Origin of the sequence: Helicobacter sp. 13S00482-2 (assembly GCF_002272795.1) — a bacterium.
In the GTDB taxonomy this organism is placed as follows: domain Bacteria; phylum Campylobacterota; class Campylobacteria; order Campylobacterales; family Helicobacteraceae; genus Helicobacter_J.
Genome location: NZ_MLAT01000001.1, coordinates 126,894 through 153,371, shown reverse-complemented (window position 1 = coordinate 153,371; position 26,478 = coordinate 126,894). Strand labels below are relative to the sequence as shown.

The window sequence follows — 26,478 nt, the reverse complement described above, 5'->3', positions numbered from 1 at the left end:
ATGTACCTATCCTTTTATCTGAATTTTAAAATCCATAATTTTAGAGTTTTTACAGTCAGCTATTCGTATCTGCTATAATACCATAAGTTTAATTTAAATAAAGGCTGTGTTATGGGGTTGAAATCTGATCAATGGATAAAAGAAATGAGTTTGACACACAATATGATAGAACCTTTTTGTGAAGAGCAAGTGGGTAAAAATGTTGTGAGTTTTGGTCTGAGTAGTTATGGGTATGATATTAGAGTGGGAAGTGAATTTATGATTTTCACAAATATCGGAGCAACTATTATTGATCCAAAAGATTTTCACAAAAGCAACGTGATAGAGGTAGATGCTTCCAAAGATGGCTATTGTGTCATACCTGCAAATTCTTTTGCACTAGCTAGAACAATGGAATATTTTAGAATGCCAAGAGATACTCTTGCGATTTGTTTAGGAAAAAGCACTTATGCGAGATGTGGAATTATCGTGAATGTAACACCTTTTGAGCCTGAATTTGAAGGCCATATCACTATTGAAATATCAAATACCACGCCATTACCCGCAAAAATATATGCCAATGAAGGTATTGCACAGGTGCTATTTTTGCAAGGAGATGAAGCTTGCAAGGTAACCTATAGGGATAAAAAGGGAAAATATCAGGGTCAAAAAGGAATCACTTTGCCAAGGATTCTAAAATAAATTTTAGAATCTATAGCTTACAGATATTCCATAGGTGTTTTGGTACTTGCCTTTTGAAATCTCTTCATCGCCGATATCTACTTTTATTTCAACATTTTTATCTAACTTGCTTGTAACCAAATAAGATACTCCATATCCAAGTATTGCCCCAGCAATCGTCTGAGTAATGGTATGTCTTTTTGATGTGATCCTCGAAATACCTACTAGAGTTGCTAAAACCGTAGTGGGGACTCCCCATTTCCAACCATAACGCCTCTGCATAAAACCCGCAGCTGAAAAAGCAAATGAAGTATGCCCTGATGGAAACCCTTCATAGGAGTCTAAATCATCAGGTCTTTGACTGATTTTTGCCCAGTTTGGATGATTTCTAGAGATACCCACAAAACTGTATTTCATAGCAAATGTTGCCGCTAGAACACTCCCTGAACCAATTGCGAGTTCTCCAAGCCCTTGGTAATCTTTCTGAGTAAGCGTATAAACAGCTGCCATTACTGGTAAGAATTGAAAAATATCCCCGTAAATTTCAAAAGCACCTCTCTTCCTTGCCTGTAATTGAGATGTTAGGGATATCAAAATCAAAACAGTTAAAAATATTTTCCAATATCTTTGCATTGATGTCTCCAAGGATTTTAGTTCTTGGAATTATTCCATAATTATTGGAGCATATTGATGAAAAAATATCTTTATTGTCTAAGAGATTGACCTTAATTCCATAAAAAAGAATTTATTTCTGGAGCTTTTAAATTGAAAACAGTTTTGTAATAATCCCTTAGCACATTGCCAACATTGATATTTTTAAATTCCTCTGGATAGGCTTTTATGGCTATAAATAAAGAAATAAGGGGTGTTCTTGGCCCACCAATATCAATGGGAGGGAGTTTATATACTTGTTTATTTTTGATTGCATTAATGGTTTGAAATTGTGGATTTTTGATAATATCTTCAGGATTATACGGACTGAGCCACCAGATGAATATCATGTCAGGGTTTTCAGAAACGATTTTTTCCAAACTGATTTCAGCTCTTCCATTTTTAATATACTGTAAGCCTATATTTTTCACTCCCGCTCTCGCTAAAATATCAGAATCTAAGCTATTTTCACCACTAATTTGATTGGGTTTGTGAAAGATTTCAATGACACGTTTTTTTTGAGCAATGTTTTGAGTTTTTGTATAAATAAGATGGAGTATTTCTCTCATTTTTTCTATTTTTGGTTTTGAAGATTTTTCCTCGCCCAATACTTTTGCTTGAATAGAAATATCATCAATGACATTTTCCACACTTTTATCTCTAAAAGAAAGAAATTTAATCCCAAATTTCTTTGCAAATTCTACTGCCTGCGGATTTCCTACATAAGTAATGATAAGATCAGGAGACAGATTTTTGAGTTCCTCAATATTGAGGGCAGCATAGTGGTCATCACTGAGTTTTTTGATGTTTTTTAGATTTTTGGCACTGAGTTTAACAATATCACTTTTAAACCCATAAGAAGCCATCCCTACGACTTTATTCCAGTTCCCAAACATTGCAGGAACTTCTGCAAAACTTCCTAGATAAATCACCCTATTGATAGGGAGTGGGATACTTTGAGTCCCAAAATAATCCTTAACTTCAATATTTTTGCCTAGGAGCTGAGTGGTGGCCAAGATTACTCCCAAGCTCATACACAAGAACATTTTTTTGAGTGGATGGCTTTTCATGTGAATCCTTCTTTAAATTGGGGTTTTAAGCTCGGGGCTTATGATAGAATAACAGAAACAATATATGGAATAGGTAATGGAAGATAGATTCACACGAACAAGATTTTTATTTGGAGAAGATTTTGAACTTTTTAGAGATAAAAGGGTGATTATCTTTGGCATAGGTGGTGTGGGGGGATTCGCACTAGATTGTCTGTATCGCACAGGGATTGGTAGTATCAGTATTGTTGATAAAGATACTTTTGACATCACCAATCAAAATAGACAGATTGGTTCGCACAAACTTGGCGAAGACAAAGTTCAGGCTCTAGCTGAAATATACCCAGGTATTGCCCCTATAAAAAGATCTGTAGATATGAATTTTTTAGATGATTTTGATGTGAGGGAATATGATTATATTATTGATGCCATTGATGATATTCCTGCAAAAGTAGCTTTAGCAAAAAAATGTTCAACAATGCCATATGGAACTTATATTAGCTCCACAGGTAGTGCTAAAAAACTCAATCCCTTAGAAATTCGAGTAGATAGTGTGTGGAAAAGCTATGGGGATAAATTTGCCAGAAAATTTAGAGATTTATTAAAAAAAGAGAATTTTTCTGGTGATTTTAAGGTAATATTTAGCCCTGAAAATCCTAAATGCAAGTCTTTAGGAAGTTTTAGTGCAGTGACAGGAAGCTTTGGTTTGCAGATTGGAAGTGAAGTGATTAGAGATATTTTGAATAGGAGAAAGTGATGCTCAAGACATATGCCTACAAAATGTATGAAGATGATGAGATTGAAGGTGAAGATCTTGATGATGAATATCAAGATTATGGAGATGATAGAGATGGGGACACCCCCTTGTATAACGGCTATGATGATGATGATTATCAAAATGCAGATGAAGAATATGAAGAAGAATAGATGAAAAAAATAAAAATTGCTGCTCTGCAGCATAGCTTTAAGGGCAATAGGATTGCTACTATCGAACACACAAGAAAAATGATAGAGGATGCCTCTGCTCAGGGTTCACAGCTTATTTTACTCCAAGAGTTGCATACTAGGGAGTATTTTTGTCAAGCCGAAGATGTGAATATCTTTGATTATGCTCGTGATTATCCTGAAGATGTAGAATTTTTTGCCAAAATAGCTAAAGAATGTGGAGTTGTTTTGGTAACTTCTTTGTTTGAAAAACGTAGCAGTGGGTTGTATCACAATACTGTAGTTGTGTTTGAAAAAGATGGTAGTGTGGCGGGAAAGTATCGCAAAATGCATATTCCTGATGATCCTGGTTTTTATGAGAAGTTTTATTTCACGCCTGGTGATTTAGGTTTTGAACCCATTGATACAAGTATTGGAAGGCTTGGAGTGCTCATATGTTGGGATCAATGGTATCCTGAAGCAGCCAGAATTATGGCACTTAAAGGTGCAGAAATATTAATCTATCCTACTGCAATTGGATGGTTTGATGGAGATGATGAGAGAGAGAAGGAGCGTCAAAGAGATGCTTGGATTGCAGTTCAAAGAGGACATAGTGTCGCAAATTCTCTTCCAGTGATTGCGATCAATAGAACAGGATTTGAAAAAGATCCTAGTGGAACTCTTTCAGGGGTTAGATTCTGGGGATCTAGTTTTGCATTTGGCGCACAAGGAGAGCTTTTAGCTCTTGGAAGTGTTGAAGATGATGAGATTTTAAGTGTTGAAATTGATATGGATAGGTGTGAAGAGGTGCGTCGTGTATGGCCTTTTTTAAGGGATAGACGAATTGATGCGTATGCTGATATCTTGAAAAGATTTTGTGATTAGAGGAAGATAGATTTGATTTTATTCAACCCTGTTGTGGTCGCTGTTTTTGTGATGAGTGTTTTGTGTTTGTTTCGTATGAATGTTTTGTTATCAATTATCAGTGCTTGTATAGTTGCTGGGATTGTATCAGGTATGGGCATTATTCAAACAGTTGATATTATGATAGCTGGAATGAAAGGCAATCTTGAAACTGCATTGAGTTATATTTTGCTTGGTGCTTTAGCGGTGGCCATATCTCAGGGCAATTTAACAAAGGTTTTAATCGCAAAAATGACCAAAATGATTAATGGTAGATCTATATTTTTATGTTTTTTTATTGCCTTTATTGCTTGTTTTTCTCAAAATCTTATTCCTGTTCATATCGCCTTTATACCGATCTTGATTCCTCCTTTGTTGGGACTGATGAACAAGCTTAAAATTGACAGAAGAGCTATTTCTTGTGCTCTTACTTTTGGACTTGAAGCACCCTATATCTGCATACCTGTAGGTTTTGGACTCATTTTTCATACTATCTTACGTGATCAGATGATTCAAAATGGCATACAAGTTTCACTTTCAGATATTGCTAGTGTGATGTGGATAGGTGGAGCAAGTATGGTTGTGGGACTTGTGATTTCAATACTTGTTTTGTATAGAAAACCTAGAGAATATAGAGAGGAGATTTTCTCCCAACAAGAGGAAAAATTGCAAAATGCACATTTGAGTTTGCAAGATTATTTTGCATTAGCAGGAGCAGTTATAGCTTTTGGTGTGCAGATTTATACAGGTTCGCTTCCTTTTGGAGCATTTATTGGGCTTATTGTGATGCTCATAGGGAAGGTCATCAAATGGAATGAAATGGATATGGTGATTGATGAAGGGATGAAGATGATGGCTTTCATTGCCTTTGTAATGCTTATTGCTGCTGGGTTTGGGGAAGTTCTCAAAGAGAGTGGAGCTATAGGGGATCTTGTGAGTAGCACTGTAAATATGGTTGGCGGGAAGCTCGGAGGAGCGATTTTGATGCTTTTTATAGGTCTTTTGGTGACTTTGGGTATCGGGACTTCCTTTGGTACTATTCCTGTTATTGCGGCATTTTATTGTCCTTTGTGTGTAGAGCTTGGTTTTGGAATGAGTGCCACGATATTGCTTTTAGGAATTGCAGGGGCTTTAGGAGATGCTGGTTCTCCTGCTTCTTCTAGTACTATGGGACCTACTTCTGGTTTGAATATTGATGATCAGCATAATCATATTTGGGATACTTGCGTTCCTACTTTCATTGCTTATAATATCCCTTTGATGATATTTGGAGTAGTGGGTGCAATGATATTGGGTTAAAGTGATGAGAAATCTTATTGTTGGAGCGGGGATATCAGGACTTGTTTTAGCAGAGCGATTGGCTAATGAACTTCAAGAAGAAGTCTTGATTATTGATAGAAGAGATCATATTGGTGGGAATTTGTATGATTATGAAGATGAAGGAATTTTGGTTCATAAATATGGAGCACATATTTTTCATACAGATTCTAATAGGGTATGGGAATATCTGAATTCATTTTGTCGTTTTTATCCTTATATGCACGAAGTAAAAGCTTTTGTCAATGGTTATTTTGTGCCAGTGCCCTTCAATTTAACTTCCTTATCAATGCTTTTTCCTAAGCGATTATCTAAGAAATTGGAAAAACAACTTCTTAGGCTTTATGACTATGAGAGTAAAGTGTCTATTTTAGAACTCTCTAAAGTGCAGGAATTGAAATTTTTAAGTGATTTTATTTACCAGAATATTTTTTATCATTACACACTCAAGCAATGGCAGTGTGAACCAGATGAGCTTGATCCATCGGTGATGGCTAGAGTTCCTGTGTGCGTAGGGAAAGATAATAGATACTTTAAGGATAAATTTCAAGGTATCCCTTTTGGAGGATATACTAGTATGTGCGAGAAGATGATTCAGAATTCTTTGATTGAAGTGAGGTTGAATCAAGATTTTAAAGATATTTCTACTGAGGGGTATGATAGGATATTTTATAGTGGGGGGATTGATGAATATTTTGATTATTGTTATGGAGAATTACCTTATAGGAGTTTGGAATTTGATATTAGAAAAATTCAAAATGAATATTTTCAAGTCAATTCAGTGGTGAATTATCCTAATAATTATGATTTTACTCGAATCATTGAATATAAATATTTTTTAGATCAAAAAACCCCTCACAGTATCGTTGGTTTTGAATATCCTAGAAAATATAAGAAGGGAATGGAGAGATTTTATCCCATTCCCAATAATAAAAATAAAAAATTATATGAGAGGTATTTACAAGAAGCTTCAAGATTTAAAAATATTTATTTTATAGGCAGATTAGGAGAGTATCAATATTACGATATAGATAAAGCAATCCTAAAAATTTTAGAATTATTTGATATAATAAAGGCAAGAGCATAGGGCTGGATTGTTTTCAAAAGATCATATTTTGTAAGGAAGAAGTTGAATTGTAGCGATTTTAATATTCATAAAGAAGAGAAGAAACCACTTGTGTCAATTATTATTCCTAGCTATAACACAGCTGATTTTATAGCATTTACACTTGATTCGGTTCTTTCTCAAAGTTTTGAAGATTTTGAGTGTTTGGTTGTTGATGATGCTTCAAATGATGGAAGTGTGGGTATTATTGAGGCATTTTCTAAGAAAGACAGTAGAATTTCTTGTATTGCATTACATAAAAATGTCGGTGTTTCTGAAGCTCGTAACATTGCCTTAGAGAAAGCACAAGGTAGGTTTATTGCTTTTTTAGATTCAGATGATGTTTGGGAAAAAGATAAACTCAAAATCCAAATACAATTTATGTTATCAAAAAATATCTCATTTTCACACACCTCATATCTTGTCATTGATGAAAAAAACAATAAACTTGGTTCTTTTGTCCCCAAAAGTGATATTAGCTATGAAGACATTCTTAAAACTTGCGATATAGCAAATTCTACAGCCGTTTATGACAGCAGTGTTTTAGGAAAACTTTGTAGTGGTAATATTCGTCATGATTATGAAATTTGGTTAAAAATACTCAAACAATATCATAGCTTTGCCCCCCCCCCCAAGTACTTTCTAGCTTCTATTCGCATTCGTAAGGGTAGTGATACTTATAATAAAATTAAATCTGCTAAACGTCAATGGGAGGTCTATAGACAGGTAGAAAAATTAAGTTTTTTTTCAAGTGTGTATTATTTTATTCATTACATTTATTATGGCATCAAAAAACAGTTTTTCTATTTTGGTGGGTAAAAAATGTTAGAATCTAAAATAAAGGTTTTTGATAATATAAAATCTTATACGATTGCTTTTTTGATGGTATTTGCGTATTTTTTATTTGAGATAGTTGATTTTAGATATGCGGTAATGTTTTGCTTTCTGGGAGTAGTGATCTGTTTTTATCATTATGAATTTTCTTTGCGGGGCTTTATTAAAGAATTTTATCCTATAAAGCTTTGGATTTTAAGCCATATTGGTGTGATTGTAGTAGCTTTGGCATCAATGTATTTTGCTTTTGATGCCAAAGCTACATTTAGAGCTGTGAGTATTTTTTTGATAGCACCTTTGTTTCTGGCTTTGATGTTTTATTTTGTGATGAAAAACTTAACTCAAAAAGCTTTGGAATTTTTGTTTTTCTGTTTTAGTTTTGTTGTTTTTTTACAACCATTGTCGACAATCTTTCATTATGCTACAAATTCTTCTACTCCCACAATAGAACGTTTTGTTGGGTTTGGAGACATGCCTATAATCCCTTATGGTTTATTTTTAATCCTTGCATTTGCTTTGAGCTTAGTAATGATAGTTTATTTTAGAGCGAGATGGAGATTTCTGGGGGTCTTGCTCTTGCTTGTGAGTCTTTTTGCAATGTATGCCAACGGTACACGAGCTTTTATTTTTTCTGTTGTTGCAATGTTGCTGGTATCACTAATTTTGTTTAGACATATATTGAAAAAAAGTCTTCTTTGTCTTGTATTTGGAGGGATTGTGCTTGTTAGTGTGGGAGGGTATTTTGGTAGTCCTCATCTTGGAGAACGACTTGACTTTAGAAAAATGATTGAGCATATTGGTATCGTTTGGAGTTATGCGCCTGCTGAGATGGGTAGATTCGATGTGTTTTGTTTCAATAATTTAACAAGTTATAAGTGCTCTAAATTTAGCGGAGATAAGCTTGATAGTCGTTTTAATTTTGAAATAAATGCACTTGATAGAATATCTTTGCTTAAAGCGACACTGATATATATTTCAAAAAATCCTTTTAGACCAAATGGATTTGGGGCACAATTTTTTTATAAAAATTTTTCACGAAATGTTGATATTGAATCTAAACAACATATGTATCATGTTTCCAGTATTGAAAATTTAGATTTAGCTCCACACACTCATATGCACAATATGATTGTTTCTTTGATTTTTGAATTAGGTGTGATTGGTTTTAGTCTTATAGTCATTCAGATTTTTGTGCTAATTAGAATTTGTTTGTCTGCTACAAAGATTACGGGTTCAATGTGTTTAGATATTCCAATTTTTGGTTTTTTGGTTTTTTTAACAGGCTTGATTGTTTTTATGTTTTTTGATGTAATATTGGCTTATAGTAAGCTTGATTATTCGTTTTTTATTCTCTCTGGATTAGTTTTAGGACTTGCTTGTAGGAAGCCAAAGCGAGAGAATAGTTTATGATTATTTTGTTTTTACAATTGTCTGAATGATCATTTCAAAACAATATTCTAATTTGTACACGAGTTATTCAGGGTTATTAAGAAAATATTTTTTTAAATATGAAGGATTAAAACAATGAAAGTCATTTTTGATGCCACAGTGCTTGGAAATATTGCAAAGAAAAATATCTCTAGATCAGGAATATTTTTTAGTGCTTATAATTTATTTTTAGAAATGTTGCAAAATGAAAATTTTGAAGTGTTGCTTTATTGTGATATTAAATCTCTTTATGCTTTGAAAAAATATTCTCAATCTGATGATAAACTCAGGGATATCCAAAATATCTTTTTGTATTCTAAACCCAATCAGTGGGTTTCTTACGGGTTTTATTTGCGTTCTTTGTTTTTTCCTAAAAATATTGTGCAGATGTTTTTTGCGAAATCTTTTACTTTAATGTTGCTTATATTAAAAAAAATATTCAGTGTTTTTGATACTCTTGCTTTAGATAAAGATGAATATTATGTCTTTTTCTCTCCTATGGAAAAAATTCCTCAGATTTTTAAAGATAATGATAGGATTATCAAATTCACTTTATTGCACGATCTCATACCTATAGTATGTGAAGGATATTTCGTCTCGAAAAAAAGCTGGTTTTATCAGCTCTTTAACTCTTTAAATTCAGAGGATTACTATTTTGCTAATTCAGTTTATACCAAAGAAGATTTTATTAAGCATTGTCCTCAGATAGATCCTCATAAGATCAGCGTAGCTCATTTAGGAGTGAATGAAAACTTTTATCCTGATAAAAATGAGAGGAAAAATCATCTTATCAGAGAAAAGTATCACATTCCTAAAGATAAAAAATATATCTTTAGTCTGTGTTCGATTGAACCTAGAAAGAATGTAATATTTATAGTTGAAAATTTTATAGAATTTATCAAACAAAATGAAATCCAAGATGTTGTTTTTGTTCTTGCTGGGGGTCATTGGGAAGAGTTTATCCAAAAGCTAGAAGATAAAATTCACAATTTAGGAGTTTATAAAAATAAAATCATTCGTGCAGGTTATGTTGATGATGGGGATTTGTCAAATTTATATTCACATAGTTTGTGTAGTGTATATCTTTCTGTTTATGAAGGGTTTGGATTACCTGCACTTGAGGCGATGTCTTGTGGTGCTCCACTCATAGCCTCTAACGTCACTTCTATTCCTGAAGTTGTTGGCGATGGCGGGATACTTATTAGTCCTAGTGATTCTTTGGCATTGAAAGAAGCTTTTAAAAAAATTTATTTAGATTCATCTTTTGCACAAGAGCTATCTTTGAAGGGAATCAATCAAGCCAAAAAATTTAGCTGGAAAAAATGTGTGCAAGAAATGGCCGAGAGAATGAAGGCTGTTCTGGAGTCAAAATGTCTTTGAAGGTTGTGCACCGTATATTTTTTGGATTTGGAGGGGAGGAGGATATTTATCAGGAGTATTTTCAGAACTGGAAAGAAAAACTTAAAGGTTATGAATTCAGAAATTGGAATGCAACCAATCTCCCTTTGGATGTGAATTCTTATGTTCGGGCAATGGTTAAACTTCAAGATGGAGTGTTCTTGAGTGATTATTTTAGGTGGTGGGTTTTAAAGGAGTATGGGGGGATTTATTTAGATGGAGATATAGAGATTGTCTCTAAAGAAGGTTTGGATATTTTAATTGATGAGCTTAGCATATCAGAAGAATATGATGCTATTATTGGAATAGAATCAAACCAAAAAGGAGGCTATACAAGTCACTCTATGGCGAGTAAACCTAACTCCAATTTGGCTAAATTTATGTGCGAGATTTATGAAAATTTAGGAAAACTTTATTTAGCACGTAAAGAATTATTGATAGGTCCAAAAATCACTGCATTATATTTCCTAGATAATGGCAGTTTTAATGAGTCAAAGGGTTATATTTTTGGATTTAAAGAACCTATTATTGCAGATAGGGTCAAAATCTATCCCAAAGATTATTTCTCTCCCATTTCTTATGGAAAGACTCCAATTTTAGAGGATTTAACTCATAGATCGGTTTTGGCACATCACTATGGGAATTCTTGGTGGGAGAAGGATTCTTATTTTTTTGTTCAAAAACAAGCGATGTTAAAACGAAGAAAAATGATAAAAGATTATCTTAGGGAACAAAAAACTCTGAAGTTCAGATTCAAACAATTCCCAAAAAAAATTATCCTAAAGATTTTATTTCCCATAGGGTCCAAACGTAGATTGTGGATAAAAAATTTGGCTGATAAAATCATTAATATGGCGATAAAATGATTGATTTGAGTATCATTATTCCTATTTATAATGTAGAAAAATATTTAAGGCAATGTCTAGATAGCGTTGTTTTTCAAACCCTTAAAAATATACAGATAATTTGTGTCAATGATGGCTCAAGTGATGATTCTTTGGCTATTGTTTTAGAATATGCCAAAAATGACAAAAGAATTGAAGTGGTTGATAAAGAAAATTCAGGATATGGTGATAGTTGCAATATTGGTCTTCATAAGGCATTAGGAGAATATATAGCGATTTTAGAACCTGATGATTTTATTGATTTTTCAATGTATGAGATGCTTGTAAAGGTGGCCAAAAGAGATGATTTAGATGTTCTTAAATGTGCTTATTATGAGTATTTTGACGCACAAGATCTCAAAGATAGTTATCAGGTTATCCCTAAATGGACACAAAACATCAAACCTCCCAAGGAAATTTTTAAGATAGAGGATTTTCCTTCTTTGTTATTCTATCATCCAAGTATTTGGGCAGGGGTTTATAAGAGGGAATTTTTATTTGAAAATAAAATCAACTTTATTCAGGCAAAAGGTGCTTCTTGGGTAGATAACCCTTTTTTTATTGAAACCATGTGTTTGGCAAAAAAAATCTCCTATATTCAAGATCCCTACTATTTTTATCGTCAGAATAATCCAAATGCTTCAAGCAATTTAATAGACTTTAGCATTCCTTTAGCAAGAATAAAAGATATGAATGAATTTTTTAATCAACACAAAGAGTTTCCCACAGTAGTTTTAACTCCTGTTTTTAAAAAATATATTCGCTATTTATTGTTGAGTATTTATGTAGCCAAAAATCAAAAAATACCTGATGATAAAATCAAATTAGAGATTTATGGTCTTATTTGCATTCTTATGAATGACTCAAGAATGTCAAAAATAACTAGAATTAGTTTTTTGTTATTGCGCTATATTCCATTAGGAGTTATTTATCACTCATATACAGGACTTAGATGGCTAAAATACAAGCTTATAAAACGATAAAGGTTATTTATAAGGATAGTAATTTCTCAGGTAGAATGCATTGAATTAGGGGTATGATTTTTAAAACATTTGAGGAAGAAAATGAAGGAAGATATGCTCAAGTGGGATGAGAAACATCTAAAAGATTTTATGCCAAACTCACAGAGTGAATTTTTAGTAAAATGTGTACAGACTTTACCTAAAGGGAGAGTTTTGGACATTGCTTGTGGGAATGGGAGGAATGCGAAGTTTTTAGCAGATAGAGGTTTTGTTTGTGAGTGTATAGACATTTCACCTGTAGCTATTAATAAGCTTGTGAATATACCCAATATTATTCCTTTGTGTTTGGATTTAGATCATTATGAAATAATACCTGATCATTATGAGGTGATTTTGGATTTTTATTTTTTAGATCGAAGACTTTTTGAAGGTATCAAAAAGGGTTTGAAAGTTGGAGGTGTCTTCTTGATGGAAACCTTTATTAAAAATGATAGTTATCCTGCTAATATTCATGAAGAAAAAATCCTTCAGGAAGGAGAGCTTCAAGAGATGTTTTGGAATTTTGATATTTTATATTATGATAAAAAACTCATCAATCGATCAGGCAAAAATATTCAAGCAGTTCAGTTTTGTGCCAAAAAGAGATCAGAGTGATTCGTTATACATTCAAGCAAAAATTAAAAAAAATCTTAAGCATTGCACTTCCTTCAGGAGCGAATTCTTTTTTAGATATTTTTGTTATAGCAATTTCGATGTTTTTTATGGGAAAACTTTCTAGTGAGCATATTGTTGCAGTGGGTGTAGGCCTCAATTTTTTTATGCTTTTTTATACTATCAATGCAATTTTTTATATTGGAACAAATGCACAAATATCTAGATTTTTTGGAGCAAAGGATAAAGAAAACTCAAATCTTGTTTTTTCTACCTTGCTTATTGGATCAGTTTTTGTCTGTTTCCCCATGGTTTTTATCGCCATTTGGGGTTATCCAAAATTTTTGAGTTGGATCACTATGGGGGTAGAGGCCAGAAGACTGGGAGAGATTTATTTAAAAATTGTTATTTATTCACTTCCAGCGATGTTTTTAAAAAATATCATTATCTCAGCACTTGCAGGTATTGGTGATACTATCACACCTTTTTTGATGAGGATTTTCACTACATCGCTTTGTATTTTGTTGAACTATATCCTTATTTTTGGCAAGTTTGGGTTTCCTGAACTTGGAATTGTGGGGGCGGGGTATTCAAATGTTATTATTGCTTATTTGGAATTAATGATTTTATTTGCACTGATGTTTAGGCAAAAGACTTATTTGAGTTTTTGTTTTAAATTCCATTTTAAGTTTTTTAAAAATGCTCTTAGAATTGGTATTCCTGCGGGATTGGAGAGACTTTTAACATTATTTTCTTTAGTGCTAACTACAAAATTTTTATCAGAATATGGAGATAGTGTTTTAGCTGGTTCACAGATTGGGACTAGGATTGAAGCATTTTCGTTTATGCCTGGTTTTGGCTTTATGGTTGCTGCGATGGCATTAGTAGGACAGAGTTTGGGTGCAAATAGGGTGGATATTGCAAGTGATTTTGTTAAAACTATTTTGAAAATTTCTTCTTTTATTATGGGTATTTTAGGATTGGTGATGGCATTTTTTGCTGAGTTTTTTTCATCTATTTTTGCTAATGAGCAAGAGGTGATTCATATATCCAAAATGTATCTTTTAGCAGTAGGGCTTTCTCAAGTACCTCTTATATGGATTTTTGTGCTTGATGGATCTTTAAGGGGAGCAGGGATCACTAAGATTTCACTTTGGATAAATGCACTCAGTATTTGGGTGTTCAGGATTTTTCCGATGTGGGTATTATTGCACCTTGGATTTGGGGTAGAATGGATTTTTGTAATGATTTTTATAGAGACTTATATTCGAGCATTTATTTTTTGGATTGTATTTTCTAGGGGGACGTGGAAACGTCCAGGTAAAACTATTTGATAATATCTTTTGGTTGTGCTTTGCAAGTTTTAGGCAATATTTTTTCATGCAAGGAACTTTTTTCCATTACTTGGTGAATAGAAGCTTGAATGATTTGATTTTTTTGATCTACAAAAGCTCTATATAAATACCCATCGATACATTCATCAATATGTTTGGGAAATTTTATCTGCTGAGGAATCATCTGAGGAGAATTTGCTGATAAAATCGAGAACACAGATAAAAATAATAAGCTTTTTTTCATCAATTTTCCTTATTTGGGGTATTTGAATATATATTAACGGTTATTTTATGATAAATCAATATAGAGAATAATACAATACATAAGAACATCTTAATTTTATTTTTAATATCATTAATAGGTAAAAATTTGTTTTTTAGGAGTTTATTATGGACAAAAAAACATTGATTATTTTATCTAGTATATTTTGCTTATCTGTAATAACAAATGCTCAAGATCTTCTTGGGACTCCAGATACTCAGTCTAATTATTTTTCAGACAAAACAATGAGGAATGCAAGTATTGCTAGAGATAAAAGTAGATTTTTTATGGGTGGTATTTTCTCATATACTTGCTATGATGATGAATTAAAATTAGATCAAGAGACAACAAGAGTAACTCTGACCCCTACTGAAACAGATCTGGTTTGCACCAAACTACCTGATGGCAAATCCTCTTGTCATGGATCTTATGTCAAACCAGGTGGATACTCAACCACCCAAAATAACATCAAAACTTCAAGTTATAGTGGCAAATCATCAGTTGGTTATGGAGGACGATTTGGTTATAACTATTTTTTCACTCCTAGAAATGGTCTTAGATTTATCGTTAGTTTTACAACAGGGAACCTAAAACTAAATACACATAAATATGCTCCATTTGTAGATTTTGAAGATAGTGTCTATTATACTGCTTCTGCGGGCATAGATTATCTTTTTGATTTTACGAAAGGTCGCTCTCCTTTTGGTATATTTTTGGGCTTGGGATATGATTATAATTTTGGAGAAATGTTCAATAAACTCAAAGAAAAAGATTCCCCAAACGTGAATATTAAAGGTGGATATATGAATTTTGGAGTTTCTCAGACAATCGCACGGAGAATACGCATTGATGTGGGTTGCAAAGTGAGATTATATGATTATTATGATATCGCTTATCAAATGAGTTCTGCAACACAAATTGGCAGTAATACATCTGAACAAATTGACATATATGGAAAAGATACACTCCGCTCAACTTCATTTTATATGGCATTAGATTTACTTTTTTGATTGAAAGCCTATTGATAGGGAGTTATGGGATATTTTATTTAGCATTTGTTGATTTTTTTCTTGATTGTCCTGTGCTATAATCAATAAAGTATTCATTTTGGAGATGATAATGAATAAAATATTGATTATACTGTCATTAGCTTTCAGTCTTTATGCACAGAAAAATCACTCATCAAGTAATGATAAGCAACTTTATTGCACTTTATCTGATGGAAAAGCATCAGGTTGTAATAAAAATATCACTACAAATAGAAGCGGGGTTAGTATTCTTTTTTCACATCAAATAGATTCTATTAATGCATATTTATCCTCAGGGTATCAATACAAACCTAGCTATGATTATTTAAATTTATCGCAAGATCACAAATTAGATTTTTTGAAAGATTTTGATTTGGGATATGGATTCAAATTTTTAAATGATTCTGATAAGGGAGATAATTATGAGAGACTCATAAAAGGAAATTATCTAGATGATGCTTCAAAGAGAAGTGAAATGAAAGGTGTTTTTGTGGGTGTAAAAAATAGTAATTTTGATTTTGCTAAAGTCAATAAAGAATTTAAAAGATTTTTCCGTTTTATATTTCGGAGATGAGATGGCCTGGCCATCTCACAAGGATTTATTTTTTTCTAGAGAGAGCAATATTTTTGATATATTGATCTGCAAGATAAAGACCATTTCCATTATCGCCGATAAGTCTTAATTTATCCACGATACCTCTAAAAAGTGCTTCTTCTTCGTGTTGTTCATTCACATACCATTGCAAAAAGTTAAAAGTTGGATAATCTTTGTTTTTAAGCATATGATCTACAAGTTCATTGATAGAAACAGTAATTTCTTTCTCGTGTTTATAAGTTTTTTCAAATACTTCAACCAAGCTTTTAAACTTGTTTTCAGGGGCATCTACCTTTGCTAATTCTACATGCGAATCGGTTTCATTTAAATAAGTAATGATTCTTTTTGCGTGATCCCTTTCTTCCTCGGCGTGATCTGATAGAAATAATCCTGAACCATCAAAACTATTTTCATAGCACCAAGAACTCATACTAAGATAAAGATTTGACGAAAACATTTCCTTTTGAATCTGAGAATTCAATAATTTAATAACTTCTTTTGATAACATAAAAACTCCTTACAATTTAAATTTGTATCATGATTGTATCAAAAATGAGAATAAAAAAGTAAATGGAATTTTTTTAGGATAAGTGACAGGATCAAATATTAAAAATCCCCCGATAAGGAAGGGGATTTATTTGACTTCTTCAACTCCTATGCATTTTTGGTTGCAATGGTTGTTTTTGCAGATAGTCTCACATTTTATCGTCGTGTAGGTGACTTGAGGTTTTGGCTTTTTTGCTCCACACCCATTTAGTGTAAGAATCGCAAAAATGGTGAGAAAAAAACCAACTTTGATACTTTTCATTCACTCTCTCTTATTCAAAGCTTTTAATCATACTTTCATAGGCTGCTTTGAATGCTTTAGCAATAGATTCATTTTTGATTTCTGGAGTGATTTTGGCATCAGAACCTATGCTCAGTATCTTTTTGCCACTGAGTTCAATGTTGCTTGTTCCTATAAAAGTTCTTGTAATAGTGCCTTTTTTTAGAGATATTTTGACCTCTGAAGCAGCTTGAGATTGTTGTTTTGAACTAGCTATTTTATCCTCAGAAGTGCTTTTTAAAGATGTACTATAAGAGATATTAACCATATAAGTATCTTGAGTATCTTCTAATGTAAAGCAATTATCTTTTAGATTTTCGTTCATTAGATTTTTGATTTCTTCAGAGCTGATATTCAAGTCATTTTGTGTAGCACTAATGGAGTTGATATGAACGTTTGCTAGTGGCGTGGGGCATTTGTTTATACTTTGAGAGATTTGCGGAGTCTGTATCTGAGTGCAACCTAATGCAAAAAATAATGAGAATAGACAAAAAAAATAATGCTTCATGGGTTTCTCCTTGCTTATTTGTGAGACTCAATTATATCTCAATTTTGATATAATCAAGATCGGTTATTTATTATTTCAAAGGAGTTTTTATGCCTTTATTAGATAGTTTCAAGGTTGATCATACCATTATGCCAGCTCCTGCAGTTCGACTTGCTAAGAGTATGCAGACACCAAAGGGCGATAAAATATCAGTTTTTGATTTGCGTTTTTGTAAGCCCAATCAAGATATTTTGAGTGAAAAAGGAATCCATACTCTTGAACATTTATTCGCTGGATTTATGCGAGAACATTTGAATAATTCAAAGGTAGAGATAATTGACATTTCCCCAATGGGTTGTCGTACAGGGTTTTATATGAGTCTTATTGGAGAACCTGATTCTTATGATGTTAAAGATGCTTGGGAAGCTAGTATGAGAGATGTTTTGAGGGTAAAAGATGAAAAAGACATTCCAGAGCTCAATATCTATCAGTGTGGCACAGCAAAAATGCACTCTTTAAAAGAGGCTCAAGATATTGCTAGAAAGCTTTTAGATCAAGGCATTGGGGTGATGAATACCCAAGATTTATTACTCAAAAATTTCAAATAATTTTTTTGCCCCACTTTTGTGGGGTATTTATTCATAAAACTTTTTAATCATTTCGCAAATATAATCCACTTCTCTATCTTTGATGTGATTGCCTATAGGAAGGCTCAGAATATTTTCTGAATATTTTGTAGCTCTTAAGCAAGGATGTAAGATGCAGTTTGCATTTTCATAAATTGCTTTGATTTGGCTCAATGCCTTTGGATAGTGTATCCCTGTAGATATTCCATTGTCTTGTAAATATTGCTTGAGTTCATTTCTCTTGCTAGGGATGTGTTTTAAAATGATGGTATATAAATGCCAAACGCAATGATCTTCATATAGTGATGGTGGTGGGGTGATGATATGGGGTATTTTAGAGAGTTTTTTGGTATAAAGCTGAGCGATTTGTTCTCGATGATGATTGCAGGCAAGTAGATGTTTGAGTTTGACATTAAGGATCGCAGCTTGAATTCCATCAAGACGAGAGTTTGATCCAAGTAGCTTGTGATCATATTTATCTTGCCCATTAATGCCATGATTGGCTATCATCTTGCATTTTTCAATCAACGCAACTTGATTACTAATGATAGCTCCTCCATCTCCATACGCTCCCAAATTTTTACCTGGATAAAAGCTAAAGCACCCAATATCTCCTATAGAACCAACATTTTTTATTTTTTCATTTACAATGCTTTTTGCTCCATGTGCTTGTGCACAATCTTCAATAACTTTCAGATTATTTTCAAGGGCTATGTGCATGATTTCTTGCATATTACAAGCTCTTCCGTACAGATGTACCGGGATAATAGCAACAGTTTTAGCAGTAATGGCATTTTGAATACATTTTATATCGATCAAAAAATCTTCAGCACAATCAATCAATACAGCCTTATGACCACTGTTAATGATAGCTTCTATGGAGGCGATAAAAGAGTTTGCCGGTAAGATAATTTCGCTATTTTTGGGAAAATCAAATGCTTTGATTGCAATCTCAAGTGCATCTGTGCCATTGCCCACCCCCAAACACCTCTTTACCCCCATAAAATCAGCAAAATGAAGCTCAAAATCTTCTAAAGCTTTTCCACCAACAAATGAGCTACTTTCTAGCACCTCTAAAATAGCACGATCTATGTCTGTTTTTAGATCATTGTATTCCTGGGCAAGATCTAAAAATTTAATATTCATTAAAATGCAGGAACGATTTCGCCCTGATAGGTATCTAAAATAAATTTTCGTACCTCTTGACTTTGCAAAGCTTCTTTTAGTTTGACAATACTTGGTCTATTCTCATCTCCTTTTCGCACTACTAGAACATTTGCATAGGGAGATTCAGCTCCCTCAACAAAAATTGCATCTTTGGCTTTAAGGTTGGCTTGAAGTGCGTAATTACCATTGATAACGGCGGCATCAACGTCATTTAGGGATTTTGCAAGCATTGCTGCTTCAAGGGGACGAATTTTGATTTTTTTAGGATTTTTAATGATATCAAACTCTGTTGCATAAAGATTGTTCGGATCTTTTAGAGTGATAATCCCGTGATTATGGAGTAAAATAAGGGCTCTTCCACCATTGCTTGGATCATTGGGAATTGCAATGTTTGCACCATTTTTGAGCTCATCAATAGATTTTATTTTTTTAGAATAAAGACCTAAAGGCTCCACGTGAATTTTTGCAATAGCGACCAGATTCAGACCTCTATCTTGGTTCATTTTTTTCAAATAAGGTTCGTGTTGCATAAAATCCGCATCAATAGATTTATCTGCTAGTGCAAGGTTTGGTGTGACATAATCAGTAAATTGAATGATTTTAAGATCAACCCCTTCTTTTTTTAACATAGGCACGATGAAGTTTAAAATCTGTGCGTGTGGCACAGGTGTCGCACCCACTTTTAAAACTTCTGCAAAAGCGAGTTGAAAGCTCGTAAGTAAAGCCAAAAAACCAATAAATAACTTTATTTTTTTCATTTTTTCCCTTTAATGTATTTTTAAATCATCTCAAAAAATCAGTATGGGTATTTTATCACTGTACGGGAATGATTTCACCCTTGTATTTTTTGAGTATAAAATCTTTTACTTCTTTACTAGTTAAAACTTCTGATAGTTTTTTAATATCAGGATTATTTTTATTGTTTGTCCTAGATGCTAAAACATTTGTATATACAGATTTTCCATTTTCATGAAAAAATGCTTGTTTGATACTCATACCAGCTTGTAATGCGTAGTTTGCATTGATAACAGCTGCGTCTATACCATCAAGCACTTTTGGAAGCATTGCAGCTTCTACTTGCTTGAATTTGAGTTTTTTAGGATTTTCTATGATATCAAATTCCGTACAATCTAAGTTGCTTGGATCTTTGAGTTTGATAACTCCATTGTCGTGTAAAAGTATCAATGCTCTAGAATAATTTGTTGGATCATTGGGTAAGGCAATGGTGGATTTATTTTTTATTTCAGAAATACTCTTGTATTTTTTGGAATAAAATCCTAATGGAACGATGTATATGGACTTGATAGCTACAAGAGAAAATCCTCTGTCTTTGTTCATTTTCTCTAAAAATGGTCGGTGCTGATACATATTTGCATCACTAGATCCTTCATTGAGTGAAATATCAGGAGTGACATAATCTGTGAAGCTTTGCACAATGAGATTCACACCTTGTTTTGCCAAAATTGGCTTAGCAAACTCTAAGATTTCTGCAGCTGGGACGGGTGTGGCACCTACTCTTAAATCTCCTGCAAAAGCACTTGAACTCAAAATAAGTGCTAATGCGATATTCTTTGGTAACTTCATTTTAGTTCCTTTATTTGTTTTTTCTCAATTTTTTAACAATCAAATCCCCACCTGTCTGGATAATTTGAACTAAAATAATGATAGTGATGACAGAGTAGAACAATACATCAGGGCGATAGGTTTGATATCCAATACGAATTGCTAAATCCCCTAGTCCTCCAGCTCCTACAGCTCCTGCCATAGCTGAATATCCAATAAGGGATATTGTGGTTATAATAAGAGCATTGCTGAGTGAAGGCAAACTTTCTGCTATCATCATTTTTACAATAGTTAATTTGTTTGCACCCATACTCAAGGTAGCTTCAATGAGTCCTTTATCAACTTCTTGAAGGGCTCCTTCAAAGAGTCTAGCTACAAATGGAATTGCAGAGATTGATAAAGGTATAATTGCCGCTGTGCTACCGATACTTGTTCCTATAATCAGTCTAGACAAAGGCAAAAGCAAAATAATCAAAATGATAAAAGGAAAAGACCTAGCTGTATTCACAATGGCCCCTAAAACTTTATTTGTTAATGGCATTGGAAGGATAGAATCTTCTCTTGTGATGCATAGAAATACTCCTAGCGGGAGTCCAAAAATCACAGCAAGAACGCAGGAAAAAAATACCATATAGATGGTTTCAAGCGTAGAATCATAAATCATATCAAAGATCATTTTTTTTCTCCAATTTTTGAATATTCAAGCCTTTTTGTTTGAGATACTCTAGTGATTGAGCGATGTTATCGCCACTAAATTCAATAATAAGATAACCGACATTTTGCGTGGCAAGCTCTTCGATATTTCCTGAAAGAATATTTGCATCTACCCCAAAACGTTTGATAACATCTGATATCAGCGGTTCATCGGTATTTTCTCCACTAAAGACAATTTTATAAACCTGATTTTGTGTTTTGATGTGAGATAAGATGAGACTCTTATCAGTTGGGGGCAAATAAGAGATTAATTCCTTGGTGACTTCATGATTTGGATTGGCAAAAACTTCATGAACAAGCCCCCTTTCGATAATCTCTCCATCGCTCATCACACACATTTGATTGCATATTTCTTTTACCACCTCTATTTGATGGGTGATGAGCACAACAGTGAGGTTGAATTTTTTTTGAATATCTTTTAAAAGATCCAGAATAGATTTTGTTGTTTTTGTGTCTAACGCACTTGTTGCTTCATCGCATAGGAGTATTTTAGGATGATTAGCGAGTGCCCTAGCAATAGCAACCCTTTGTTTTTGTCCCCCACTTAGTTGAGAGGGATAAAAATTTACCTTTTCTTTCAAACCCACTAAATCAAGGAGCTCATATACTCTTTTGGATATTTTTTGTTTTTCCCAACCAGCTATTTCTAATGCAAAAGCAACATTTCCAAACACATCTCTAGAGCTCAACAAATTGAAATGTTGAAATATCATCCCGATTTTTTGGCGAGTCTTCTGAAGTTCTCTGGAATTCAGTTCCAAAATATCGCACCCATCTATAGTGATTTCTCCAGAACTAGGATCTTCTAATCTATTAATGATGCGAATAAGGGTAGATTTTCCAGCTCCTGAATATCCTATGATTCCCATAATATCGCCTGCTTTTACTTCAAGATCTAGTTTTTTTATGGCACAAAAACCATTGGGATAGGTTTTTGTGATATTTTTCAATTCAATAATGGTAGCCTCCTTAGAAAATTTGATAGTGAATATGTGATCAAAACTTGGAATGGATTCTACTAGATATTTTATAAACACGATATGTATTTATAAAAAAATTGAAATAAATTATTATAAAGTGTTACAATTATTCTCATTTTGGTTTTTTAGATTTTAAGTGTTTGATTTAAAGATGAGACTATTTAATTTTTACTGAGTTGAGCAGAGTTTTGAGCTTGTTCTAACCAAATGAATACTTCTACAACGCTATCATAAAGCTCCTCAGGAATATCTTCATCTATTTGCATAGTTGCTAGGGAGTTTGCAAGAGTAGGATTTGCGAAAATAGGCACATCAAATTCTTTGGCTTTTTTGATGATAGCTTGTGCCATTTCTCCAAGTCCAGAAGCGATAATTTTTGCTGGAATATCTGTTTGATTGCTATAGGCTAAAGCGATGGCTTTGAGTGTTTTGCCTTTCATTTTAATAACCTAATAGCATTGAATCAATTTCTTTCCAAGAGCTTGTTTTGAGATTTTGATCTCTTTTTTTTAGTAGATGAGCGATGCTTCTAACAAGAATATCTGTTTCAATATTCACTCGCCTATTGATTTTATATTCCTTAAAAAGTGTATGTTCTATGGTGTAGGGAATGATGGTGAGCTTGAAGCAGTCTTCAAAAACCTCCGCAATAGTGAGACTAATGCCATCAATGCTAATGGAACCTTGAGGAATGATGAGGTTGAGTGTGTCTTTTGGAACTTTGATGGTGAAATCAGTTTGATTTGCATTTGGCATTATATTTGTGATGATGCCAATGCTATCAATATGTCCTTGCACGAAATGTCCATCAAGTCTAGAATTAGCTATTAAAGCAGGTTCTATATGCACTAGATCGTGATAATTTTCCATGGCAATCTGTTCTTGCGTGTGTTTGCTAAGCTCTACCCCAAATCCATCAGAAGTTATTTTTATCACTGTCAGACAAGCCCCATTTATAGCGATACTATCTCCTAATGTGGGCTTATAAGGGGATTGAATATAAAGAATATTATTTTGAAATTTTTTCACCTTTGCTATTTCGTGCACCAACCCACTAAACAAACAAGATCCTTCAAAAATTAGGTTATTTTTTATATTTTTTATGTTGCCAAATACTGAAAGTTTTGGAATAAAATATATCTCTTAAAATTTTGAATTCTACCATAAAAAGATGAGGCAAATAATGAGTTGTTTGATTGATACCCATTGCCATTTGGATAATGGATGTTATCAAGATGATATTGAAGAAGTGATTTTTAGGGCACAGAAAAATGGAGTAGAAAAATTTATTATTCCAGGTGCTGACCCAAAAGACCTTCGCAATGCTGTGAAAATAGCTCAAAGTTATCCAAATGTTTATTTTGCACTAGGGATTCATCCATATGAAATTTATGGTAATAACCTCAAGGATATAGAGCATTTTCTTAAGGATGAAAAATGCATCGCAATAGGGGAATGTGGACTTGATTATTATCGCTTACCAGAATTAAAAGAACGAGAAAATTACAAGAAAATTCAAAAAGAAATATTTATTGCTCACATTGAATTGGCTATCAAATCAAATCTACCCTTGATTGTTCATATCAGAGAAGCCAGTAATGATGCTTTTGAGATACTCAATACTTATAAAAATCTTCGTGGAGTTTTACATTGCTTTAATGCCGATGAGATTTTGCTTGGACTTTCAGATAGATTTTATTATGGCATTGGAGGGGTTGCAACTTTTAAAAATGCAAAAAAAATTGTTGAAATTCTTCCAAAAATACCTAAAGATAGAATTTTACTTGAAACTGATGCTCCTTATTTAACTCCTCATCCTCATAGAGGAGAGCGTAACGAGCCTTCTTATATTCCCTTGGTGGTGCAAAAACTGTCTGAAGTTTTAGGGATGGATAATGAAAGTATCGGAGTTTTGAGCACGAAAAATGCTTATGATCTATTTGGGCAGATGTGATGAAAAATACTTTTCGGTTATGATGTGAATGAGAATATTTTACCTTTAAGTATTTTTGAAGTACAATCAAACAGTTAGTTTAAAAATTTATTCAGGGAGATCAATGAAAATCAAGACCACTCTTTTATTTGCTTGTCTGCTTTGTTCTCATAGTTTGAAAGCAGATTTTAATAGCTTGATTTATGATAGATTCAGCGAGAATGTACTGAATTCTTTTGGTGTGAGTGGAGCATTTTTAGCAGAACTTAAAGCAAAAAACTCACTCAAATCTAGCAATGCAGAAGCTAGATGGGATTATTTTGTGCAAAAATTTGATTCTGGTTATGAGTTTATCCCGATTCTCAAAAGTATGATGGCACAAGCTGGAATCCCTCAAGAGTTTTTATTTTTAGCTATGGCTGAATCAGAGTTTTCTACTCGTGCATATAGTCCAAAAAAAGCTTCAGGGATTTGGCAACTTATGCCTGTTACGGCAAAACAGCTTGGACTTAAAATCAATGATTATATTGATGAAAGACGAGATCCTATTAAAAGTACCCAAGCAGCTATTAAATATCTTCAATTTTTATACAAGATTACAGGGAAGTGGTATCTTGCGGCTATGGCTTATAATTGTGGCGTAGGGCGTCTTCAAAAGGCTATCAAACAGGCTAAAAGTACAGATATTGATGTTTTGCTTGATGAACATAAAAGATATCTTCCTAAAGAGACTAGAAATTATATTCGTATGATATTAAGTATGTCTTTGGCATTCAATAATATAGACAGATTCAAGAGTGATGATAGAGAATACCTACTTAATCGTGGAGCGATGAATACTTTAGCTAGTGTGAATGTAAAAGCTGGGACGATGCTTTCTGTCATTGCTGAAGGTGCAGAAATGACCCTAGAAGAGTTAAAAAAATACAACCGTCAATTCAGATATAATTTTTTACCCCCTGGCTATGGGGAATATACCGTTTATGTCCCCTATGAGAAGCTTGCGTATTTTAAACAGAATTTTCAAGAAGATCAAAATCCAAACGAAATGTTTGTACTCCACAGAGTAAAACAAGGAGAAACACTCACATCTATTGCAAAAAAATATAGAGTTAGTATCCAAGAAATAAAAATCACCAATAAGCTGAAAAATTCTTTTTTGTCTATCAATCAAAAATTAATTGTACCAGTGATTAGAAAAGACTATCGCAAATTAGTCCAAAATGAGATAAAACATTGAAATCCTTACCTTGGATGGGACTGTTTTTTGGAGTGGTTTTGTTTTTGGGATGTTCCCCACAAAGTGTTTATAGAGGCGGGGTTGGGGCATTTAGCGATTATGAGGGCTTAGGTTCATATCGATCCAAAAAATATACTTCAAATTACGCCAATCAATCATATACTCAAGGTAGCTTTGATAGTGGGAATCTCTCTAGTGATCTTTTTGGGAATCCATCCCCTTCAATGCTAGATGGTATGCGTGAATCTGCAGCAATTCAAAGAGCTACAATGAGGCCTTATAAGGTAGGGGAAAAATGGTATTATCCAACTCGTGTAGATGTCGGAGAGATTTTTGATGGAATCGCAAGTTGGTATGGGCCAAATTTTCACTCCAAAAAAACCTCTAATGGTGAGATTTATAATATGCACGCTCATACAGCTGCTTCTAAAACCCTACCAATGAATACTATCGTGAAAGTTCATAATAAGGAAAATGGAAAAATAACTATTGTGAGAATCAACGATAGGGGGCCTTTTGTAGATGGAAGGATTATTGATCTCTCAAATGCAGCAGCTAGAGATATCAATATGGTAGATAAAGGGACAGCTAAGGTTAGACTTGAAGTATTAGGTTTTGGAGGAATGATTTCTAAAGATTATGAAAAATCTATTTCAAAAGATATGCAAAACTCATCAACCCTTAAAGAAGAGTTCAAAATAGGTGATTCTAAAAGTAGCGTAGAAGGAGGAAGCTTCTTGCTTCAAGTAGGTGCATTTAGGAAAAAAGATGGTGCATTGTCCTTACAAGAACAGATCCAAAAATCAATTCAAACTGATTATAAAGTCCAGATTAAAGAGCAAACTAGTAATGGAGAGCCGATATATCGAGTATTTGTCGAAGGTTTCAAGAGCGAAGATGAGGCACTTGATTTTGCCAAATCTAAAAATATAACTGGTGTGATTATTAGGGAGTAAA

At 33.3% G+C, this 26,478-nt stretch carries 31 protein-coding genes and 1 pseudogene; 19 read left to right on the top strand and 13 right to left on the bottom strand.

Going from position 1 to position 26,478, the window contains the following annotated elements; all coding sequences use genetic code 11:
• The first annotated feature begins 111 nt into the window (after positions 1-111).
• Entirely contained in the window at positions 112-681 is a 570-nt protein-coding gene (gene dcd, locus BKH42_RS00700) for a dCTP deaminase (RefSeq protein ID WP_095293753.1), read from the top strand.
• A 3-nt stretch (positions 682-684) separates the two neighbouring features.
• On the opposite strand, the gene BKH42_RS00695 is transcribed toward dcd, so the two are convergent.
• Both BKH42_RS00695 and BKH42_RS00690 read right to left on the bottom strand, forming a co-directional pair.
• On the bottom strand, positions 685-1,293 hold the full coding sequence (locus tag BKH42_RS00695) for a phosphatase PAP2 family protein (RefSeq protein ID WP_095293751.1): 609 nt from the start codon (positions 1,291-1,293) through the stop codon (positions 685-687).
• Positions 1,294-1,385: 92 nt separating this feature from the next.
• Positions 1,386-2,381 (bottom strand): ABC transporter substrate-binding protein, encoded by a 996-nt coding sequence (locus BKH42_RS00690; RefSeq protein ID WP_095293749.1) that lies wholly within the window; start codon positions 2,379-2,381, stop codon positions 1,386-1,388.
• A 76-nt stretch (positions 2,382-2,457) separates the two neighbouring features.
• Between BKH42_RS00690 and BKH42_RS00685 the strand changes: the two genes are divergently transcribed.
• The 12 genes from BKH42_RS00685 to BKH42_RS00635 all read left to right on the top strand — a co-directional run bounded on the left by BKH42_RS00685 (position 2,458) and on the right by BKH42_RS00635 (position 14,100).
• On the top strand, positions 2,458-3,117 hold the full coding sequence (locus BKH42_RS00685; RefSeq protein ID WP_095293747.1) for a ThiF family adenylyltransferase: 660 nt from the start codon (positions 2,458-2,460) through the stop codon (positions 3,115-3,117).
• The gene (locus BKH42_RS09375) at positions 3,117-3,287 is read left to right on the top strand and encodes a hypothetical protein (RefSeq protein WP_180673856.1); all 171 of its coding nucleotides are present in this window, start codon (positions 3,117-3,119) and stop codon (positions 3,285-3,287) included. The genes BKH42_RS00685 and BKH42_RS09375 overlap by 1 nt, the downstream gene beginning before the upstream one ends.
• Entirely contained in the window at positions 3,288-4,169 is an 882-nt protein-coding gene (locus tag BKH42_RS00680) for a carbon-nitrogen hydrolase (RefSeq protein ID WP_095293745.1), read from the top strand.
• Positions 4,170-4,181: 12 nt separating this feature from the next.
• Complete coding sequence (locus tag BKH42_RS00675) at positions 4,182-5,486, top strand: Na+/H+ antiporter NhaC family protein (RefSeq protein WP_180673854.1); 1,305 nt, start codon at positions 4,182-4,184, stop codon at positions 5,484-5,486.
• A 4-nt stretch (positions 5,487-5,490) separates the two neighbouring features.
• Positions 5,491-6,591 (top strand): UDP-galactopyranose mutase, encoded by a 1,101-nt coding sequence (gene glf / locus BKH42_RS00670; protein WP_095293743.1) that lies wholly within the window; start codon positions 5,491-5,493, stop codon positions 6,589-6,591.
• Between the two features lie 42 nt (positions 6,592-6,633).
• Entirely contained in the window at positions 6,634-7,428 is a 795-nt protein-coding gene (locus tag BKH42_RS00665) for a glycosyltransferase family 2 protein (protein ID WP_257874209.1), read from the top strand.
• A gap of 3 nt (positions 7,429-7,431) precedes the next feature.
• Complete coding sequence (locus tag BKH42_RS00660; RefSeq protein WP_095293741.1) at positions 7,432-8,853, top strand: O-antigen ligase family protein; 1,422 nt, start codon at positions 7,432-7,434, stop codon at positions 8,851-8,853.
• A 114-nt stretch (positions 8,854-8,967) separates the two neighbouring features.
• A complete protein-coding gene (locus BKH42_RS00655; protein ID WP_095293739.1) occupies positions 8,968-10,251 on the top strand; it encodes a glycosyltransferase family 1 protein in 1,284 nt (427 codons plus the stop codon).
• Positions 10,242-11,135, top strand: a complete 894-nt coding sequence (locus BKH42_RS00650; RefSeq protein WP_219349816.1) for a glycosyltransferase — start codon at positions 10,242-10,244, stop codon at positions 11,133-11,135. The genes BKH42_RS00655 and BKH42_RS00650 overlap by 10 nt, the downstream gene beginning before the upstream one ends.
• Complete coding sequence (locus BKH42_RS00645; protein ID WP_095293735.1) at positions 11,132-12,136, top strand: glycosyltransferase; 1,005 nt, start codon at positions 11,132-11,134, stop codon at positions 12,134-12,136. Before BKH42_RS00650 ends, BKH42_RS00645 begins: the two co-directional genes overlap by 4 nt.
• 81 nt (positions 12,137-12,217) lie before the next feature.
• Positions 12,218-12,769: a methyltransferase domain-containing protein gene (locus BKH42_RS00640; RefSeq protein ID WP_095293733.1), complete on the top strand. Its 552-nt coding sequence runs from the start codon at positions 12,218-12,220 to the stop codon at positions 12,767-12,769.
• Complete coding sequence (locus BKH42_RS00635) at positions 12,766-14,100, top strand: MATE family efflux transporter (protein WP_257874208.1); 1,335 nt, start codon at positions 12,766-12,768, stop codon at positions 14,098-14,100. Before BKH42_RS00640 ends, BKH42_RS00635 begins: the two co-directional genes overlap by 4 nt.
• Here BKH42_RS00635 and BKH42_RS00630 read toward each other — a convergent pair.
• Positions 14,093-14,344, bottom strand: coding sequence for a hypothetical protein (locus BKH42_RS00630; protein ID WP_095293731.1), 252 nt, complete (start codon positions 14,342-14,344; stop codon positions 14,093-14,095). The genes BKH42_RS00635 and BKH42_RS00630 overlap by 8 nt on opposite strands.
• A gap of 146 nt (positions 14,345-14,490) precedes the next feature.
• Between BKH42_RS00630 and BKH42_RS00625 the strand changes: the two genes are divergently transcribed.
• Together BKH42_RS00625 and BKH42_RS00620 are read left to right on the top strand one after the other, a co-directional pair.
• Positions 14,491-15,372, top strand: coding sequence for a hypothetical protein (locus tag BKH42_RS00625; protein WP_095293729.1), 882 nt, complete (start codon positions 14,491-14,493; stop codon positions 15,370-15,372).
• Between the two features lie 109 nt (positions 15,373-15,481).
• Positions 15,482-15,964 carry a hypothetical protein gene (locus BKH42_RS00620; RefSeq protein WP_095293727.1) on the top strand — a complete coding sequence of 161 codons (483 nt, stop codon included), beginning with the start codon at positions 15,482-15,484 and terminating at the stop codon, positions 15,962-15,964.
• 25 nt (positions 15,965-15,989) lie between these two features.
• On the opposite strand, the gene BKH42_RS00615 is transcribed toward BKH42_RS00620, so the two are convergent.
• The 3 genes from BKH42_RS00615 to BKH42_RS00610 form a co-directional block, all read right to left on the bottom strand.
• Positions 15,990-16,493, bottom strand: coding sequence for a ferritin (locus BKH42_RS00615; protein ID WP_095293725.1), 504 nt, complete (start codon positions 16,491-16,493; stop codon positions 15,990-15,992).
• A 126-nt stretch (positions 16,494-16,619) separates the two neighbouring features.
• Complete coding sequence (locus tag BKH42_RS09370; protein ID WP_180673852.1) at positions 16,620-16,793, bottom strand: hypothetical protein; 174 nt, start codon at positions 16,791-16,793, stop codon at positions 16,620-16,622.
• 10 nt (positions 16,794-16,803) lie between these two features.
• Positions 16,804-17,319, bottom strand: coding sequence for a hypothetical protein (locus tag BKH42_RS00610; RefSeq protein WP_095293723.1), 516 nt, complete (start codon positions 17,317-17,319; stop codon positions 16,804-16,806).
• Between the two features lie 89 nt (positions 17,320-17,408).
• On the opposite strand from BKH42_RS00610, the gene luxS reads away from it, so the two are divergent.
• Positions 17,409-17,906 (top strand): S-ribosylhomocysteine lyase, encoded by a 498-nt coding sequence (gene luxS / locus BKH42_RS00605; protein WP_095293721.1) that lies wholly within the window; start codon positions 17,409-17,411, stop codon positions 17,904-17,906.
• Between the two features lie 27 nt (positions 17,907-17,933).
• On the opposite strand, the gene BKH42_RS00600 is transcribed toward luxS, so the two are convergent.
• From BKH42_RS00600 to ribE, 7 genes are all read right to left on the bottom strand, one after another.
• Positions 17,934-19,070, bottom strand: a complete 1,137-nt coding sequence (locus BKH42_RS00600) for a DegT/DnrJ/EryC1/StrS family aminotransferase (RefSeq protein WP_095293719.1) — start codon at positions 19,068-19,070, stop codon at positions 17,934-17,936.
• Complete coding sequence (locus BKH42_RS00595; protein WP_095293717.1) at positions 19,070-19,849, bottom strand: MetQ/NlpA family ABC transporter substrate-binding protein; 780 nt, start codon at positions 19,847-19,849, stop codon at positions 19,070-19,072. Before BKH42_RS00595 ends, BKH42_RS00600 begins: the two co-directional genes overlap by 1 nt.
• 55 nt (positions 19,850-19,904) lie before the next feature.
• Positions 19,905-20,675 carry a MetQ/NlpA family ABC transporter substrate-binding protein gene (locus BKH42_RS00590; protein WP_095293715.1) on the bottom strand — a complete coding sequence of 257 codons (771 nt, stop codon included), beginning with the start codon at positions 20,673-20,675 and terminating at the stop codon, positions 19,905-19,907.
• A gap of 10 nt (positions 20,676-20,685) precedes the next feature.
• Positions 20,686-21,330: a methionine ABC transporter permease gene (locus BKH42_RS00585; protein ID WP_095293713.1), complete on the bottom strand. Its 645-nt coding sequence runs from the start codon at positions 21,328-21,330 to the stop codon at positions 20,686-20,688.
• Positions 21,320-22,327 (bottom strand): methionine ABC transporter ATP-binding protein, encoded by a 1,008-nt coding sequence (locus BKH42_RS00580; RefSeq protein WP_095293988.1) that lies wholly within the window; start codon positions 22,325-22,327, stop codon positions 21,320-21,322. The genes BKH42_RS00585 and BKH42_RS00580 overlap by 11 nt, the downstream gene beginning before the upstream one ends.
• A 182-nt stretch (positions 22,328-22,509) precedes the next feature.
• The gene (locus BKH42_RS00575) at positions 22,510-22,788 is read right to left on the bottom strand and encodes an EscU/YscU/HrcU family type III secretion system export apparatus switch protein (protein WP_095293711.1); all 279 of its coding nucleotides are present in this window, start codon (positions 22,786-22,788) and stop codon (positions 22,510-22,512) included.
• A gap of 1 nt (position 22,789) precedes the next feature.
• Positions 22,790-23,410, bottom strand: a complete 621-nt coding sequence (gene ribE / locus BKH42_RS00570) for a riboflavin synthase (protein WP_095293710.1) — start codon at positions 23,408-23,410, stop codon at positions 22,790-22,792.
• A gap of 121 nt (positions 23,411-23,531) precedes the next feature.
• On the opposite strand from ribE, the gene BKH42_RS00565 reads away from it, so the two are divergent.
• From BKH42_RS00565 to BKH42_RS00555, 3 genes and pseudogenes are all read left to right on the top strand, one after another.
• Positions 23,532-24,302: a TatD family hydrolase gene (locus BKH42_RS00565; RefSeq protein ID WP_095293708.1), complete on the top strand. Its 771-nt coding sequence runs from the start codon at positions 23,532-23,534 to the stop codon at positions 24,300-24,302.
• A 103-nt stretch (positions 24,303-24,405) separates the two neighbouring features.
• Positions 24,406-25,521 carry a lytic transglycosylase domain-containing protein gene (locus BKH42_RS00560; RefSeq protein WP_095293706.1) on the top strand — a complete coding sequence of 372 codons (1,116 nt, stop codon included), beginning with the start codon at positions 24,406-24,408 and terminating at the stop codon, positions 25,519-25,521.
• A gap of 227 nt (positions 25,522-25,748) precedes the next feature.
• Positions 25,749-26,477 (top strand): annotated as a pseudogene (locus BKH42_RS00555) (septal ring lytic transglycosylase RlpA family protein); the annotation flags it as partial.
• Position 26,478 lies beyond the last annotated feature (1 nt).